Here is a 14,931-nt window from a genome sequence, read left to right on the forward strand (position 1 = left end):
GCACTCCTCACCACCATGCCAGGTAGGTATATAAATATATAGTAACTGCCTGCGGGGCGGAGGCAAGTCCTAGTTCGCGGTAGCTTCGTGTACCTTGACGCGAGGGCACGTTCACTATCCGAAACCAGAGGAGATCCCCCGTCATGGGCGAAGTGGATGCCGCGGCGATGGAACCGATGTGGCCCAAGGGCGCGAGCGACGAATACGTCACGGCCCGTATCGAACTGGCGAAAGCCGAACGCACGCTACGCGATCAGATCGAGGCGGTGGCCGCCGCCCGCCGGGCGATGCCGCCCGGACGCACCCTCGACGACTACGCCTTCGCCGAGGGCCCGGCCGACCTCGGCAGGCCCGGACCCATCCGGACCACGAGACTGCGGGAACTGTTCGGCGAGCACGACACCCTCGTCGTCTACCACCTGATGTTCCATCCGGACGACGATGCGGCCTGCCCGATGTGCTCGATGTGGGTCGACGGCTTCCAAGGCGTCGCCCATCATCTGGGCCAGCGCACCAGCTTCGCCGTCGTCGCCAAGGCCCCGCTGCCGAAACTGCGCGGCTGGGCGCTGCGCCGCGGCTGGGACGGCCTGCGCATTCTCTCCAGCCACGACACCACCTTCAACGCCGACCTGAACGCCGAACGGCCCGACGGCGACCAACGCCCGATGATCAGCGTCTTCACCACCGAGGGCGACACGGTGCGCCACTTTTACACCCTGCCCGCCAACTTCCTCGACGACGCCCAACGCGGCATCGACCTCCTCTCCCCCGTCTGGAACATCCTGGACCTGCTCCCCGCCGGGCGCGGCGAGTGGTACGCCGAAAACGACTACGCCGGACGTGCGCGCCAGGCCTGAGCGGCTGAATACGAACTCCTGACGGCGCGCGCACGCCGCCGCCGGTCACCATCGCGGCCGGCTCGCCCGATGCCTGCGTATCGAAGGCCGACCATGGGCGAGGAGCAGGCTCCTCGTCGGCAGCTACCGCGTCGGTCGCCGAGACCTTGCCGGTCAGAGTCGCCGTCAACGTCGAGAAGGTCTCGCCCGCAGCAGGATTGCCGGCGACCATGCGGTCGGCCAGTTGGCGGCGCAGCTCTTGGAGCTCGCGGACGAACCCGCACCGCCGCCGGTCGTCTGCAGGGTGCGACAGGACGGTTGTCGATCTTTGTTCCGTTCCGCGGAACGGCGGGTGGCAGGCGGGGGCCGCACACCGGTGCAATCGAAAGACCTTCACCCGCCGCAGAGTTGGGAGCTCGAGCGTGATTTCCGACAACCTGTACCGCACCGCACAGGAATACCGAGCAGGCGCGGGGAGCGCGCACGGCAAGATCATTCTGCTCGGTGAGCACATGGTGGTGTACGGCATGCCGGCCATCGCGGTACCGATGCCCGAACTCCGCGCGCACGCCACCGCGTACGGTCGCGCGGCGGCCGGCTCCCCGGCCGCGGACGCCGTGCTCGACGCACAACGCTCGCGCAGCCACCTCGTACACGTCGACCCGCGTTCCGACGGCCGGTCGGGAGACAGCGTCGAAGTGGCCGCACACGCGTTCATGCGGTTGGTGGGTTACACGGAGCGTGGCGTCGACCTCGTCCTGCGGTCCGCGATACCGCCCGGCCGGGGCCTCGGCGCCGGCGCCGCATGCGCCGTCGCGGCTGTGCGGGCGCTCGCCGATCATCTCGATTGCGTACTGACACCGGAGATCCTGCACCGCGCGGTACAACACGGCGAAGACCTGGCCCACGGCAGCGCGAGCGGCATCGACGCGGTCGCCTGTATGGCAGAGGGACCGGTCTGGTTCGAATCGGGCTGGGTGCAACCGCTTTCGGGGTCGACGCGGGCCCGCATCGTGGTCGCCGATACCGGGATCACGGGCAGCACCAAGGCCGCGGTCACCCAGGTCCGCACCCAGCTCGCCAGCGAGATCAACCAGGCACGAACACATTTGGTCAACGCAGCGGCGCTGACCCGGATGGCGGCCGAGGATCTCGCCGCCGGACGGGTAGCCGAGTTGGGCAAGCACTGCACCGCTTTCCACGCCATGCTGTGCGAAATCGGGGTCAGCTGCGGCGCACTCGATCGGCTGGTCGCCGCCGCGATCGAGGCCGGCGCGGCGGGCGCGAAACTGACCGGCGGCGGCCTGGGCGGCTGCATGATCGCGCTCGTCGAGAACGACGAGCAAGCCGTCACCGTCAAGACGGCGCTGCAACGGGCCGGCGCCGTACGCACCTGGACGATCCCGCTCGGACGCCGCGCATGAACGCCCGCACCGCAGCACTTCCCCGCCCCGACGTCGGCCGAGCGATCGCCAGGTTGTCCGGCACCTCCGCGAAGTGATCGCCACTGCGGCCCGTCCTCGCCACACCGGTCGCCGGGACGTAGCCGGATCGCAGTTGGACGAACGATCACCAGGTAATGGTTGCGGCATCAGCCAAGAGCCCTCCGCCACCATTACCTGGTGATCAACCGACCAGACCGTGACGTGCTCTACGCGTGTGCGTCGTCGGGCCTGTGGTGATCTGTGCATTCACTGAGAAATTGCCAGCAGGCGTCGATATATGCACACTTTCGCATATATCTTGGAGATCGCAGGGCCGAGCGACGGCCCTCCCGATCGAAAGGACCGAGCATGGCATCGACGCTGGCGACAATTCTCGCAATGACCAAGGGCGGCAAGGTGAACAGCGCGACCGCCAAGTCGGCGATCCGCGCCGATGAGGGCACGATCAAGCGCGCGACCGACCTCCTCGACGCGCGGACCGCCGGGCGTTACCGGGGCAAGCTGGACAAACTTCAGCAGGCGGCGACGAAGTGGGCAAATCAGTAGTTTCCGGCTGGGATCGGTCGATTGGGGGAACGGCGTTCTGCACCCAGGGCGTGCAAACTCCGAGCAGGGGGTTACGGCGCGGATCTTCCTGAGTAGGTTCGGGCTCGGCGGGCTCGGAAGTAGTTGCCACAAGGGAGTGATCGATGTCCATCATGCCGCGGTATCCACGCCCGCTCGTGCGCGAGAGCGAAAACCCTGTCCACTTGCCGGAGGCGGCAACCGAGCGGGGAACTCCCCCGGCGCGGCCGCGCGAACTCCGGTGCGATGCCTGAGCAGCCGGAGGGCCTGGTCGCTCGATCCGCCCGACTGCTGGATCTGCTCGGCGATCAGGTCGAACCGGTCAGCCCCGCCGACCTCGCGCGCCGGGCCGAGTTGCCCAAGACCACGGTGTGGCGACTGATCAGAGTGCTGTGCGCCAACGGGCTGATCGAGCAGCAGGGGCCGGGTTACGTTGTCGGGCAACGACTGATGCGTATCGCCGTGCCGCCGCCGGAGAACCGAGATCTGTTGCGCGCGGCGGCCGTTCCATTCCTGGTCGACTTGCATGTACGCACCGGGGCGACGGTGTCATTGGGCGTCCTGGCCGGCTCCCAGGTGCGGTACACGGAGCGGATCTACGGGCACGCGGCGGCGCGGACGCCGTCGTTCGGTCAGACCTTCGCGCCGGTCCACTGCACCGCGATCGGCAAGGTCCTGCTGGCGTTCGCCCTCGATCAGCCCGCCGACCTCCTGCGGGCCAAGTGCCTCGACCGGATGACGCCGCGCACGATAACCGAGGGCGCGGAGCTGAAATCGCATCTCACCCGCGTGCGCAGCAGCGGAATCGCTACCAGCGACGAGGAATTCACCCGTGGGGTGCGCTGCGTGGCCACCCCGGTGATGGATCGGCGGCGGCGTCCCGTCGCGGCGATCGCGATCGGGGATACCGTCGCGCGGTTCGACATCGACAGCGCGTGCGCTTTGATCCGCCGGACGGCGTTCGCGGTCTCGGTAGCGCTGCGCACCGGCACGCACAGCGCGCGGACGGAACCCATCACGCGCGCGCATCGGTATCGGTGACCGGTCCGCGATGGACGTTCCGCGTTGTCTCGTGGCCGCACCACTGATCGGCGAGGCCGGTGCTGGACCAAGCGTAACTGCCACCAAACAGCGTCGATTATCAGCAGCGACATCTACCAACTACAGCATTCCGATCCTGGTAATCCGCGACCCACCCCCGCGGGACAAAGCTACGGACTGTCGAGCCGCCCCGGTCGCCGCGAGCTTCAGTCGCGTTTCGTGGGGTCACACCTGCCCGACTGATGTGCTTTTGCAGTCGAGGGAGGCCGATTTCAACGGTCCTGCTACACCTGGTCGATCAGGGGGCCGTCCGACACCGGATCGCCGAGGTCGACCGCCAGCACCTTGCGCGTGCGTGTGCGGCCGAATCGACATGGACACCGCCCATCTCGATGTCGGTCGTACCGAGGATCGGCAGAACGGAACCGGTACCGCCGGGCCGGCCAAGTCATCCGGGACGCTATCGGCGCAGGGCACGGGTCCCGACTGAACGTAGTGCCCGCCGCGCACATTTCGTCGCCCCGCGCGCGTGTCTGCCGAGCAACACGCACGCGCCGTACGAAACCTTGCGCGGCACCCATGGCCGGCACCGGCTGCGGGAACGATTCGCGGCGCACTCAGGCCGAGAGGTGGGCGAGCAGACTGCGCCGGGCCGAGTCGACGTGCTCCTCGGCGCAGCGCGCCAGCGTGTCGCGATCACCGGACCGCAGCAACTCCGCCAGCTCGCGATGCTCATCGATCACCCGGTCCCGATAGTGCTCGTATCCCGCTGCGACACGGTGCATCTGGAACAGGTAGACCTGAGATCGCACGGCCTGCCACGCTTGGCTGAGCCGTTGGTTGCCTGCGGCGTCATAGATCTGGTCGTGGAAGGCGATGTCGAGAGCGAGCAGTCGCGGCCCAGATGCCGCACCGGCGATCTCGCCCGCCATCGCCGCGACCAGGTCGTCCAGCGGCGCCAACTGCTGCGGACTCGCGGTGGCCTGGGCGCTGATCGCGGCCAGCCGGTCGAGCGCACCGCGGACCGCGTAAACCTCTTCGATGTCCTGTGGCGTGACCTCGATGACGGCGGTGCCGCGATGCCAACCGCTGCGGATCAAGCCCTCCCGCTGCAGCAGGGCCAGGCCTTCGCGAACCGATCCGCGGCTGACACCGAGCGCGGCGGCGAGTTCGACCTCGCGAAGCGGCGCACCGGGGGCGATGTCTCCGGCGAAGATCGCGTCGCGGATGACGTCGGCGGCTTCGTTCGCGAGCCCGCGACGTGCCGCCCTGGGCAACGGTAAGTTCATGTCCTAATGTTGACATTAGGACATGGCGCGGAGCAAGCTGAAAGCCGGATTGCAGGAAGAAGGAGTGCTGACCATGCCAACCCGCCCCGCCATGCATTTGGCAATCCCGGTCGATGACCTGGACGCCGCCCGCCGCTTCTACGGAGACATCCTCGGACTCGAACAAGGGCGCAGCAGCGACCACTGGATCGACTGGAACCTGCACGGCCACCAGTTGGTGACCCATCTGGTGACGGGCGAGATCACCGCGCAGGGACTTAGCGAAGTCGACGGACACCATGTGCCGGTGCCCCATTTCGGACTACTGCTGCCCGCGAACGACTTCCACGCCCTGGCCGAGCGGCTACGCACGGCCGGTGTGGAATTCCTGATCGAGCCATACCTGCGATTCCCCGATCGCCCAGCGGAACAGTGGACGATGTTCTTCCGGGATCCAGCCGGTAATGCATTGGAGTTCAAGGCGTTCGCCGACGAGACGCAGGTGTTCGCCCGATGAGACGAGTGTTGGTGACCGGGGCGTCCCGCGGGATCGGCCGGGCAGTGGCAGTGGCGTTCGCCGAAAACGGCGATCGCGTGGCGGTGCACTACGGCAAGGACGCCGACGCCGCGGCGCAAACTCTGCGGCTGTTGCCCGGCGCGGGGCACACCACGATCACCGGTGACCTCGGTGATCCGGAGACCGCTCGGCAGGTGGTCGAAACGGCCGTGGACGCGCTGGGCGGAATCGACATCCTGGTCAACAATGCCGCCGTCGCCACCTCGGCCACCACCCGGCACGCGGTCGCCGAGGTCGATTTCGGGCAATGGCAACGTATTTGGCAACAGATGCTCGAGGTCAACCTGCTCGGCGCGGTGCACCTGACGTATGGGGTGGCCCGGCATCTGATCGACCGCGGTGAGCCCGGCCGCATCATCAACATCGGCTCCCGCGGCGCGTTCCGGGGCGAACCCGAATTTCCCGCATACGCGGCGAGCAAGGCCGCGCTGCACGCCTTCGGACAGTCCATGGCGGTCGCACTCGCACCCCATGGCATCGCGGTGACCTCCGTGGCACCCGGATTCATCAGCACCGAACGGCAAGAAGCGAAACTCGCGAGCGACGCCGGTGACGAGGTCCGCGCGCAGAGCCCCTTCGGCCGGGTCGGTACACCGGGCGAAATCGCCGCCGCCGTGCTCTACCTCGCCTCCCCCGACGCCGCCTGGGCCTCGGGCACGATCCTCGATCTCAACGGCGCGTCCTACCTGCGCACCTGAACACCTTGCGCGAGCGACGCGGCCAGTGGACTTCGCGCCCCACGCCGCGTCGCGAGTTTGTCCGCGCAATCTGTGGACACGCTGCGCGAGCTGATCGCCTCGGCACCTGGCCGGTCGGCATGCGGATACCCCCTGAACACGATCTCGTCGAGCAGCTGGGCGTGGGGCATGCGCGCAGGCGAAAACACCCTGCTCACCGAGCTGTACGACACGCTCAGCGTCGCAGTCACCGAACAGATCGGCGCCATGCCCTGGGTCCCGGAGACGGCCGCGCGCGCCCGGCTGCACCGCGGTCTCCTCGCGGCCATCGCCGCCCGGGACGAGGTCGACGCCACCGGCGATCGGGCCTCGAGCTCCCAGAGCCAGCGCGCCACGGGCCCGCGCGAGACCACGGCGCCGGCCGGGACGGTTGACGGCCCGTACGGATCCATGAATACGAGCCCGTCAACTGGGATATCCGTACGAATGCCCGGATCCACAGTCGCCGCAAGGCCGATCACGTACGCGCCGCGCTGTCGTAGCGCCAGAACGATCGCACGCTCATGGCCACCATCACTGCCACGGCAATGCAGACGAGTGCCCCGCCGGACCAGGCGATCGTGAGCGTCGTGGCAGCCGCCATCGCACCGGCTCTGAGGTCACCGAGACGGGGACCACCCGCGACGACCACGGTGAACACACCTTGTAAACGTCCGCGCATTCCATCGGGCACCTGGGTCTGCAACATCGTCTCCCGGTAGACGGCGCTGACCAGGTCCGCCGCCCCCGCCAAGACCAGCAATCCCACAACGGCCCACAAACTCCGGACCGCCCCGGCGGCGGCGATGGCCGCGGCCCACACCACCACCGCGACGCCCAACGCCACCCCCTGGCGGCGCACGCGGCCGATCCATCCCCCGAACACACCCGCCAGCAACGCACCGACGGCGATCGCGGAGTACAACACCCCCACGCCCGCGCCGCCGTGCCATCGTTCGGCCGCGGCCTGGGGGAACAGTGCCGTCGGCATCGCCAACACCATCGCGGCGGTATCCAGCGCGAACGAGGTCGACAGCACCGGGTTCGTGGCCAGGAAACGCAGGCCTTCGAACACCGAACGCAGGCCGGGACGGGCGGCCACCGCGGCCGCGGGCAACGGTGGCAACCGCGCGGCGGCGTACAGCGCGGCGGTGAACAGCACGGCATCGGCGCCATAGGCGAGCGCGAATCCGTGTGGCAGCGCGAGCAATACGCCCGCGAGCAGCGGTCCGAGAACTTGCCCGAGCGTGCCCGCGGTGTAGTTCAGCGCGTTGGCGGCCGGTAGTTGTTCGGCGGGCACCAACATCGGTATGAGTGCGCCGCGTACCGCCGCCGACACCGCGAAACCACCGGCCTGCACCGCGACCAGCACCAGAATCAGTGCGGGAGAACGGATCCCCAGTACGCTCTGCGCCAGCAGCGCGAGCGTGATCGCCCAGGTCAGCGACGACGAGAACAGATACAGCTTGCGGCGATCGATGGCGTCGGCGACAGCGCCACCGTAGAGGCCGAACACGATCGTCGGCACCAGCCCGACCAACCCGGCCAGCCCCACCACCAATGACGACCCGGTCAGCGAAAACAGTTGCACCGCAACGGTCACCGAGGTGACCATCATCCCGACGACGGCGGTCGACTGCCCGAGGAAGATGCGCCGGAAGCCCGCGTGCGCCAGCGGCCTGGTGTCGGCCACCATGCGTCGCAGCCGGTCACGGGGCGGTGCCACCGCGGGGCGGGGACTCGGCGATGGCTTTCCCAGTGATCTCGTCGCTCGCATGTCTCTACGATGCGCGGCGGCGGAGGTTCGATCTTCCGATAAACTGTCCAGTTGTGTCGCAAATCCGACAGAACTTTCCGGCGGGCGAGGTCATCGCTCGGCACCGGCACGACGTACATCAGCTGATGTATGTCAGCAGCGGCATTTTCGCGGTGCGCACCGAGCACGGCACCTGGGTCGCCGGTGCCCACCGCGCCGTGTGGACACCCGCGGGCACGTGGCACGAGCATCGCGTCTACGGACGCGCCGACGTGCATCTGCTCGAGTTTCCCGCCCACGACACACTGTTCCCCGACGACTCACCGACCGTCCTCGCGGTGTCCGCACTGCTGCGCGAATTACTCATCGCCGCCACGGAACCCGAACTCCCCCACGATGAATCGACCCGATTGCGCGCCGTCATCCGCGACCGTCTCCGCCGCGCCCACGTCACGCCACTGGCTCTGCCGCAACCGCAGGACCCGCGCCTGGCTCGCGCCTGCCAACTCGTCGTCGACGATCTGAGCCGGCCCCGCACCATGACCTGGCTGGCCCGGCAAGTGGGCACGAGTGAACGCCACCTCGCGCGCCTGTTCCGCGGCGAGTTCGGCACCACCTACCCGCAGTGGCGCACCACCACCCGGGTCTTCCAGGCCATGCTCGAACTCACCGCCGGCGCTTCCGTCACGCAGACGGCGCACCGCTGCGGCTGGGCCACGCCCAGCGCCTTCGTCGACACGTTCAGTCGCACCATGGGACAGACTCCGGGCGCCTACCGCGCCGCCGCGATCGACGAAAGCTCCGACTAGACAGCCGATCTCGCTGCCGCGCTGCTCTCGCCGTCGAGTGCGGACCGCCCGGAGGATGGTGGGCGGCAGCCGAGTGGCTGTCGCCGTTCATCCGTTCGGTGGTGTGCGCCGTCGCGGAAATTCGCTAATTTCGGGCGACAGGCACGCCTGCCGTGCGTATTGCCCTCCTGCGTCGGTTTATCAGCCCCTGAAAGGACATTCGATGGTCGATCCTGTGTCGAACCCGGACGAAACCACCCGAAATCGCTCCCGGCAACTGGTCACACTCGGCATGCTGGCCGCGCTGGGCGGGTGCGAGCGCGAACTCACGGTGCACGCCAAGGCGGCTCTCACGGCGGGGCTTACCTCGGAAGAACTACTCGAAACCGCTCTCCATTCGGCCGTCTACTGCGGCTTTCCCCGCGCAATGGAGTTCATGTTCACCATCAAGAAAGTCCTCGCCGAACACGAACTACTGTCGGCATCGTAGAGGTGATCATGGGAACGGCACCCTCCTTGCCCCGGCGATTTCCTCATCTTCTGCAAGACATCGCGCGGGTCACACACGCTACGTCGGTGCTTGCGAACCGACGAATTCGGCTGCTTCCTCTTCGGATCGAGCGGCGGGGGCCGAACCCCACATGTGTCTGCCATTGGGTTCTTGGAGGAAGTACACGGATGCGGCGCCTACTATGCCCGCGATGATCAGGTAGTAGGCGGGCCAGTTCAAATCGCCGGTCAGGCCGACGAGCGCGCCGACGACCACCGAGGTGGTGCCCGCGAACAGGGAGACCGCGACGTTGAATGCGACCGACAGGCCTGCGCCGCGCACCTTCGTGGGAAACAGCGAGGGCAGGGTCGAGGGCATCGTCGCGCTGAAGCAGATGAGCGTCAGCCCCATCATCAGCAAACCCACGAAAACGGTGAACGCATTGTTCGTGCGGACCAGTAGCACCATCGGGAACGACAGCACGACCAAGGCTGCGATACCGGTCCAGATAATCGGTTTACGGCCGACCCGATCGGAGAGGAAACCGATCACCGGAATGGTCAGCAACGCGACGGCCATCACGGCGATCTGCAGCCACTGCGAGACCGATGAGGACACCCCACCGCCGGTAGCGTCGGGCACCGTGGCGGTGACATAGGTCGGCATGTAGGAGGTCAGCATGTAATTGGGGACATTCCAGACCACGACCAGACCCATGCAGACCAGGACGTACGGCCACAGCTCGGCCAGAATCTTGGCCTCGTCGCCGGTCTTGTTCGCCTTCTCGCGCTGCTCGGACTCTTTCTCCAATGCGGCGAAAGCGGGGGTGTCGGCCAAACGCATGCGCAGGTAGACGCCGACGATGCCGAGCGGCAGCGCGAGGAAGAACGGCAGCCGCCAGCCCCACGAGAGCAACTGCTCGTGGCTCAGTGTCGCATCGGCGAGCGTGACGATCAGCGCGCCGAGCAGATATCCGGTGAAAGTGCCGAATTCCAGCCAGCTGCCGAGAAATCCGCGTCGCCGGTCCGGCGCGTATTCGGCGATGAAGGTCATCGCATTGCCGTATTCACCGCCCGTGGAGAAGCCTTGCAACAGCCGCGCGCACAGCAGCAGCATGGGCGCCCAGAAACCGATCGAATTCTGGTCCGGGATGCAGCCGATGGCGAAGGTGCCGAGCGCCATCAGGATCATCGTGGTCGCCAGCACCCGATTACGGCCGATACGGTCGGCCAGCGGACCGAAGAACATACCGCCCAACGGGCGGACGAGGAACGCCACCGCGAACAGGCCGAAGGTGGCGATCGTACCGGCGGTGTCGCCGAGATCGGCGAAGAACACCTCTTTGATCGTGGGTTCGAAATAGGCGTAGACGCCGAAGTCGTACCACTCGGTGATATTGCCGATGCTCGCCGCGCCGATCGCCCGGCGGATGATCGGCGGATCGGTGACGACGATGTCGTCCAGCGACCAACGCCTAGGACGTTCGCGCGGGGTCAGCACAGCCACAAGGACATAACCTCCTCGAGTTCGCGATCCGCGGCCGCGCTACTCCCGCCATGACCATCGCGGCACCATCTCAGGCTAAGACGACGGCGGACCGATCCCCGAGCGACGCTCCGCAGAGCTGGATCCCGGAATCCGAACTCAACGCTCCGGCGCCAGAGCGCTGTAGTAGTGGCGCATCGCCTCGATCACGGAGTGCAGCACTTTGTGCGCGGCGGTCAATTCCGTATCCGTCATGCCGGTCAAGGCGGAGCTGATGTGATTGCTCACCGGTGTGAAGAACTCGCGCGCGACCCGCATCCCGTGCTCGTCGTAGCGCAGGATCACCTTGCGGCGGTCGGCGGCGTCGGTTTCCCTTCGAATGTGCCCGGACGCGATCATTCGTTCGACCAGGTACGTCACGGCCGCCGAGGTGACGCCGAGCATGCCGCCGAGTTGTCCCGCGGTGAGCGGCTTGCCCTCCATGTCCGCGACGGCAATGAGCAGCAAGGCTCGAAAATCATTGGGCCGCAGATCGTTCGACCGAGCGAATACATGGCCGATCTCCTCGGAGACCGCGGTCAGCGCCCGGATGTCGAGGGCGATCGCCTGCTCCAGCTCCGCGCGCGCTCCCCCCGGGCGTGGGTCTCTCGTCGGCTCGTCGTTGTCCATGGTCCGGGTAGCTTAACGTGGTACGCCCGTCCACTTGAGGGGCCGGGTCCCCGTGGTTTCCGGCCTCACCGCGGCCGGTTGCGCAGGTGATAGCGGCGCTCGGCATAGATCAGGTCATCCCGCCACAGCCGTTCGGCCGCATACCGCATCATCGGACGCAACAGCGGCAGCACCGGTCTGGCGTGCCGGAAGCCCGGACGCTCGGAATAGGCGATCACCGCCTCGACCACGGAGGTCCGGGCGCGGCCGTCCGGGCCCGGACCCAGTGGGGTGGCATGGGTTTCGACCACGCTGCCGGTCCCTTCGCCGGAAATGATGCGCATGACGATGGTGCGCGGGTCCGGACAGGTGAATTCCGCCTCGACCGGCACGCCGAGACGGCGGGTCACCCGGAAGGTCACCGTCAGCAGGAACCGATGATTGTCGTCGGTGATGCCGTGGCGTGGCGGTGTCTGCGTCACCTCCAAACGGGCGAAAGAGTACGGGTGGAACCATGATCCGTGCCACGGGTCGAGTCGGTTGGCGATGATGTCGCGGGGTTCGCAGTTGCCGACCAGGCGGGTCACGGCGTGCACGGTCGCATCGGCCGGTCGATCGCCGAGAATCGGTGTGGCGGTGGGTTCTTCGCCGCCGAGCGCGTCCAGGCGCACCCAGGCGAGCACCCCGTCGTCGTGACCGGGATACGGGCACCATCGCGAGGAGCCCTGCGCGCCGACTCGCAGTCCGTGCCACCGGCAGATCAGCGCGGCGTCTTCGATCTGCGCGGTCGCGAGATCGGCCCCCAGGTGTGGGCACGCCCCGGGACCGACGTGCAGGCTGCCGCTGCGATCGCGCCACGCGACGACCTCTACACCGGCGACCGTGGTGGCGAACGGCCGATCCTCGCGGATCTCCCGGCTCCCGGCGATGACGTACCAATTGCCCGACGGCCGCCCCTGGGACCAGCGCAGCGCCGCCGCGATCAGCGCCGGATCGGCGTCGCCGTAGGTGGGACGTTGCCGTGACCACTTCTCCGGGGAGAACCGTTGCAGCGGAATCTTGTTCATCGATCAGTCCTTCCGCGGGCAGCCAGCGAACGCAATACCGCCGAGCGCCCCTGGCCCGGTACCGTCTGCAACCGGTGCCCCGCACCGCCCCACCGGCTCAGCAGCGCGTTCGCCGCGAGCCAGCCGGTGGTCGCGGCCCGTTCCATCAGCGCGACCGGTAGGTCGACACGGATGCCGTCACCGGCCAGCACGAGTCCGGGTTGCGGTGTCCGCACTCCGGGCCTGCGTGCGAAGTCGCCGGGGGCGAATCGAGGGCAGTCCTGGCGCCACAACATGGTTTCACCGACAATCTGTGCGTCGGCGGTCTCGGGATAGATCTCGTGCAGCCGATCGAGCAGTCGGCGGCGCACCTGCTCGGCCTGCCCGTCCGGCGGCGGCCCGTCCGCTACCGCATAGGCGTGCAATTCGATGACGCTGCCACCGTGTTCGCGGGCCCAGTCGGACGCCTGGCGTTCGTAGGTGTCCACGACGCTGATGTTGTCCAGCGGATCCATCCCACCGGTCCCCAGGAATCCGGGCCGATCCGCGCGCACCGGACGGTCCAGCCACAGGCGATAGACGGCGAAGCTCGGCGCTGTTGCCAAATCCGCTATGTCAGAGCGCCATTCGGCGGTGCCGAGCGTCGGCGACGCGGCCACGATGCGACGCAGCCCGGCGATATCGGCAGCCAGCACCACCGCGTCGGCCGAGATCGCCGCGCCCGCGTCGTCGGTGACGAGGAAACCGCCGCCGGTGGTTTCGATCCGGTCCACCGCTACGCCCGTATGGAACCGGACGTTTCCCGGGCGTCCCCGTACATCGGATGCGGTGAGGTACTCCCGCAGCGGCGTCCACAGGCTCGCGTCGAAATTGTCCGCCGCGACGTCGAATACCAGCCCCTCGCTGGAACCGAGGAAATAGATGTGGAACATCGTCGCCAGTTCCGCGGCCGACATGTGCCGGGGTTCGACGAAGAAGCTGCGCGAGAACACCTCGAAGGCCAAGTGCCGGGCCGCTTCCGGGAAGTTGATCTCGCGCAGGAAGGTTTCCGCGTCCAGGTGGTCGAGCAACTCGTAGATACCCGGCACCGAGACCGCGGCCAGCGGCGCCGCCGCGCGCGCATCGAGCCGGATCAGATCCCGTAGCCGGAACGTGGGACTGCGCAACGCAAAGGCGAGCGCGTTCCATGGTGGCGTCCTGGGCAGGCCGCGAAAGCTGTCCACGCGGCCGTGGCCGTCGATCAGCGGGTAATCGTCCAGCCTGCGCAACCTGCCGAGCTGCGGATCACTGCGCGACAACAACTTTCGCAAGTTGTAGTACTGCGCGAAGAAGGCGTGGAAGCCGCGATTCATGGCGACCGGGGTGCCGTCGGGGAGCCGGTGTGCCCAGCCGCCCACCCGCCCACCCAGATAGTGCTCCCGCTCGACGACCTCGACGTCGACTCCGCGCTCGGCCAAGCCGGTCGCGGCGGCCAACCCCGCGATACCCGCGCCCACGACGACCGCTCTGGGCCGTATGCCCCCTCGGCCGAGATCGGCCAGGCCCGGCGCTGCCGGGTAACGCACCCGGCGCGCATCGCGCCCGATTTCGGTGACGGTGGTCATCGTCGAGGTTCCTCCTGTCGCTGCCGCGTCCGCTCCCAGCCGAGCAGCACCGCGGTCACCAGCGCGAACCCGAAAAGAAAGTCTTCTACCGGGATGTCCAGCGGAAAACGAAGTCCGAGAATATGATTCGGGTCGTAGCTGACGATGGGGGCATGCAGTTTGGTCAGCCAGCCGTCGACCGGGATCTGGAAGCCGAGCACGATCACCATCGACAGCCAGTAGGCCGGGCGGCGAAACAGCCCGGTGCGCAGCCATTTCCACTCCAGCACGCACACCACGGCGACCGCCGCGACGGCGGGCAGCGTGTAGCCGATGCCACCGAAGTTCACCGCTCGGCCCGCTTCCGGCGCAACGTCGCGGCGGTGCGCAGCAGCCGCTCGACCGCTACGAAGGTCAGTAGCCCGCATAGCGGTACCACCACGAAGAACAGCAGTTCCTCCAGCGGTAGCCCGCCCGGCAGCAGGACGCCGATCAGGTACCGCGAGTTGAAACTCCATACGCCCGCGGCGATCGCGACGAGATCCCAGATGACGAACGCGGCGACGGGCACGAGGGTGCCGAGCAGCAGTCGAGGCCTGCGATACACGCCCTGGCCGACGAATTCCAGCGGGACCGTCAGCAGCACGCACGCCAGCAGCACGAGGAGATAGTGCCATCGGTCCACGCG

Annotated in this window: 16 protein-coding genes; 8 read left to right on the forward strand and 8 right to left on the reverse strand. The window is 67.7% G+C overall.

Annotation, left to right across the window (positions count from 1 at the left end; all coding sequences use genetic code 11):
* Positions 1-143: 143 nt before the first annotated feature.
* From TY25_RS26895 to TY25_RS26905, 4 genes are all read left to right on the forward strand, one after another.
* Entirely contained in the window at positions 144-857 is a 714-nt protein-coding gene (locus tag TY25_RS26895) for a DUF899 family protein (protein WP_042260578.1), read from the forward strand.
* Positions 858-1,258: 401 nt separating this feature from the next.
* Complete coding sequence (gene mvk, locus TY25_RS26900) at positions 1,259-2,260, forward strand: mevalonate kinase (protein ID WP_042260580.1); 1,002 nt, start codon at positions 1,259-1,261, stop codon at positions 2,258-2,260.
* A 369-nt stretch (positions 2,261-2,629) separates the two neighbouring features.
* The gene (locus TY25_RS42880; RefSeq protein WP_146153950.1) at positions 2,630-2,827 is read left to right on the forward strand and encodes a hypothetical protein; all 198 of its coding nucleotides are present in this window, start codon (positions 2,630-2,632) and stop codon (positions 2,825-2,827) included.
* 264 nt (positions 2,828-3,091) lie between these two features.
* On the forward strand, positions 3,092-3,886 hold the full coding sequence (locus TY25_RS26905) for an IclR family transcriptional regulator (protein ID WP_052383220.1): 795 nt from the start codon (positions 3,092-3,094) through the stop codon (positions 3,884-3,886).
* 617 nt (positions 3,887-4,503) lie between these two features.
* Here TY25_RS26905 and TY25_RS26910 read toward each other — a convergent pair.
* Positions 4,504-5,175, reverse strand: coding sequence for a GntR family transcriptional regulator (locus TY25_RS26910; protein WP_042260582.1), 672 nt, complete (start codon positions 5,173-5,175; stop codon positions 4,504-4,506).
* 22 nt (positions 5,176-5,197) lie between these two features.
* Here TY25_RS26910 and TY25_RS26915 point away from each other — a divergent pair, with 22 nt between their 5' ends.
* Both TY25_RS26915 and TY25_RS26920 read left to right on the forward strand, forming a co-directional pair.
* On the forward strand, positions 5,198-5,671 hold the full coding sequence (locus TY25_RS26915; protein WP_042260584.1) for a VOC family protein: 474 nt from the start codon (positions 5,198-5,200) through the stop codon (positions 5,669-5,671).
* Positions 5,668-6,429, forward strand: a complete 762-nt coding sequence (locus TY25_RS26920; RefSeq protein WP_172595795.1) for an SDR family NAD(P)-dependent oxidoreductase — start codon at positions 5,668-5,670, stop codon at positions 6,427-6,429. Before TY25_RS26915 ends, TY25_RS26920 begins: the two co-directional genes overlap by 4 nt.
* Before the next feature lie 496 nt (positions 6,430-6,925).
* Here the strand turns inward: TY25_RS26920 and TY25_RS26930 are convergent, their stop codons facing one another.
* A complete protein-coding gene (locus tag TY25_RS26930) occupies positions 6,926-8,143 on the reverse strand; it encodes an MFS transporter (RefSeq protein ID WP_042260588.1) in 1,218 nt (405 codons plus the stop codon).
* 134 nt (positions 8,144-8,277) lie between these two features.
* Here TY25_RS26930 and TY25_RS26935 point away from each other — a divergent pair, with 134 nt between their 5' ends.
* Complete coding sequence (locus TY25_RS26935) at positions 8,278-9,012, forward strand: AraC family transcriptional regulator (RefSeq protein ID WP_042260589.1); 735 nt, start codon at positions 8,278-8,280, stop codon at positions 9,010-9,012.
* A 202-nt stretch (positions 9,013-9,214) separates the two neighbouring features.
* Positions 9,215-9,481 carry a carboxymuconolactone decarboxylase family protein gene (locus TY25_RS26940; RefSeq protein WP_081869136.1) on the forward strand — a complete coding sequence of 89 codons (267 nt, stop codon included), beginning with the start codon at positions 9,215-9,217 and terminating at the stop codon, positions 9,479-9,481.
* A 78-nt stretch (positions 9,482-9,559) separates the two neighbouring features.
* Here the strand turns inward: TY25_RS26940 and TY25_RS26945 are convergent, their stop codons facing one another.
* The 6 genes from TY25_RS26945 to TY25_RS26970 all read right to left on the reverse strand — a co-directional run bounded on the left by TY25_RS26945 (position 9,560) and on the right by TY25_RS26970 (position 14,928).
* The gene (locus TY25_RS26945) at positions 9,560-10,987 is read right to left on the reverse strand and encodes an MFS transporter (protein ID WP_042260591.1); all 1,428 of its coding nucleotides are present in this window, start codon (positions 10,985-10,987) and stop codon (positions 9,560-9,562) included.
* Between the two features lie 138 nt (positions 10,988-11,125).
* On the reverse strand, positions 11,126-11,635 hold the full coding sequence (locus TY25_RS26950; RefSeq protein ID WP_042260593.1) for a MarR family winged helix-turn-helix transcriptional regulator: 510 nt from the start codon (positions 11,633-11,635) through the stop codon (positions 11,126-11,128).
* A gap of 65 nt (positions 11,636-11,700) precedes the next feature.
* Positions 11,701-12,681: a DUF5914 domain-containing protein gene (locus tag TY25_RS26955; protein WP_042260596.1), complete on the reverse strand. Its 981-nt coding sequence runs from the start codon at positions 12,679-12,681 to the stop codon at positions 11,701-11,703.
* Positions 12,678-14,264: an FAD-dependent oxidoreductase gene (locus tag TY25_RS26960; protein WP_042260597.1), complete on the reverse strand. Its 1,587-nt coding sequence runs from the start codon at positions 14,262-14,264 to the stop codon at positions 12,678-12,680. Before TY25_RS26960 ends, TY25_RS26955 begins: the two co-directional genes overlap by 4 nt.
* A complete protein-coding gene (locus TY25_RS26965; RefSeq protein ID WP_042260600.1) occupies positions 14,261-14,593 on the reverse strand; it encodes a lycopene cyclase domain-containing protein in 333 nt (110 codons plus the stop codon). The genes TY25_RS26960 and TY25_RS26965 overlap by 4 nt, the downstream gene beginning before the upstream one ends.
* A complete protein-coding gene (locus TY25_RS26970; protein WP_042260603.1) occupies positions 14,590-14,928 on the reverse strand; it encodes a lycopene cyclase domain-containing protein in 339 nt (112 codons plus the stop codon). The genes TY25_RS26965 and TY25_RS26970 overlap by 4 nt, the downstream gene beginning before the upstream one ends.
* Between the last annotated feature and the right edge of the window lie 3 nt (positions 14,929-14,931).

It is taken from the genome of Nocardia brasiliensis NBRC 14402 (assembly GCF_000308475.2).
GTDB classification, from domain to species: domain Bacteria; phylum Actinomycetota; class Actinomycetes; order Mycobacteriales; family Mycobacteriaceae; genus Nocardia; species Nocardia brasiliensis.

What these genes read in the sequence shown, in the direction of transcription:
- TY25_RS26895 (WP_042260578.1), top strand. Translation starts at nt 144, where the DNA reads ATGGGCGAAGTGGATGCCGCGGCGATGGAACCGATGTGGCCCAAGGGC.
- TY25_RS42880 (WP_146153950.1), top strand. Translation starts at nt 2,630, where the DNA reads ATGGCATCGACGCTGGCGACAATTCTCGCAATGACCAAGGGCGGCAAG.
- TY25_RS26905 (WP_052383220.1), top strand. Translation starts at nt 3,092, where the DNA reads ATGCCTGAGCAGCCGGAGGGCCTGGTCGCTCGATCCGCCCGACTGCTG.
- TY25_RS26910 (WP_042260582.1), bottom strand. Translation starts at nt 5,175, where the DNA reads ATGAACTTACCGTTGCCCAGGGCGGCACGTCGCGGGCTCGCGAACGAA.
- TY25_RS26915 (WP_042260584.1), top strand. Translation starts at nt 5,198, where the DNA reads ATGGCGCGGAGCAAGCTGAAAGCCGGATTGCAGGAAGAAGGAGTGCTG.
- TY25_RS26920 (WP_172595795.1), top strand. Translation starts at nt 5,668, where the DNA reads ATGAGACGAGTGTTGGTGACCGGGGCGTCCCGCGGGATCGGCCGGGCA.
- TY25_RS26930 (WP_042260588.1), bottom strand. Translation starts at nt 8,143, where the DNA reads ATGGTGGCCGACACCAGGCCGCTGGCGCACGCGGGCTTCCGGCGCATC.
- TY25_RS26940 (WP_081869136.1), top strand. Translation starts at nt 9,215, where the DNA reads ATGGTCGATCCTGTGTCGAACCCGGACGAAACCACCCGAAATCGCTCC.
- TY25_RS26950 (WP_042260593.1), bottom strand. Translation starts at nt 11,635, where the DNA reads ATGGACAACGACGAGCCGACGAGAGACCCACGCCCGGGGGGAGCGCGC.
- TY25_RS26955 (WP_042260596.1), bottom strand. Translation starts at nt 12,681, where the DNA reads ATGAACAAGATTCCGCTGCAACGGTTCTCCCCGGAGAAGTGGTCACGG.
- TY25_RS26960 (WP_042260597.1), bottom strand. Translation starts at nt 14,264, where the DNA reads ATGACCACCGTCACCGAAATCGGGCGCGATGCGCGCCGGGTGCGTTAC.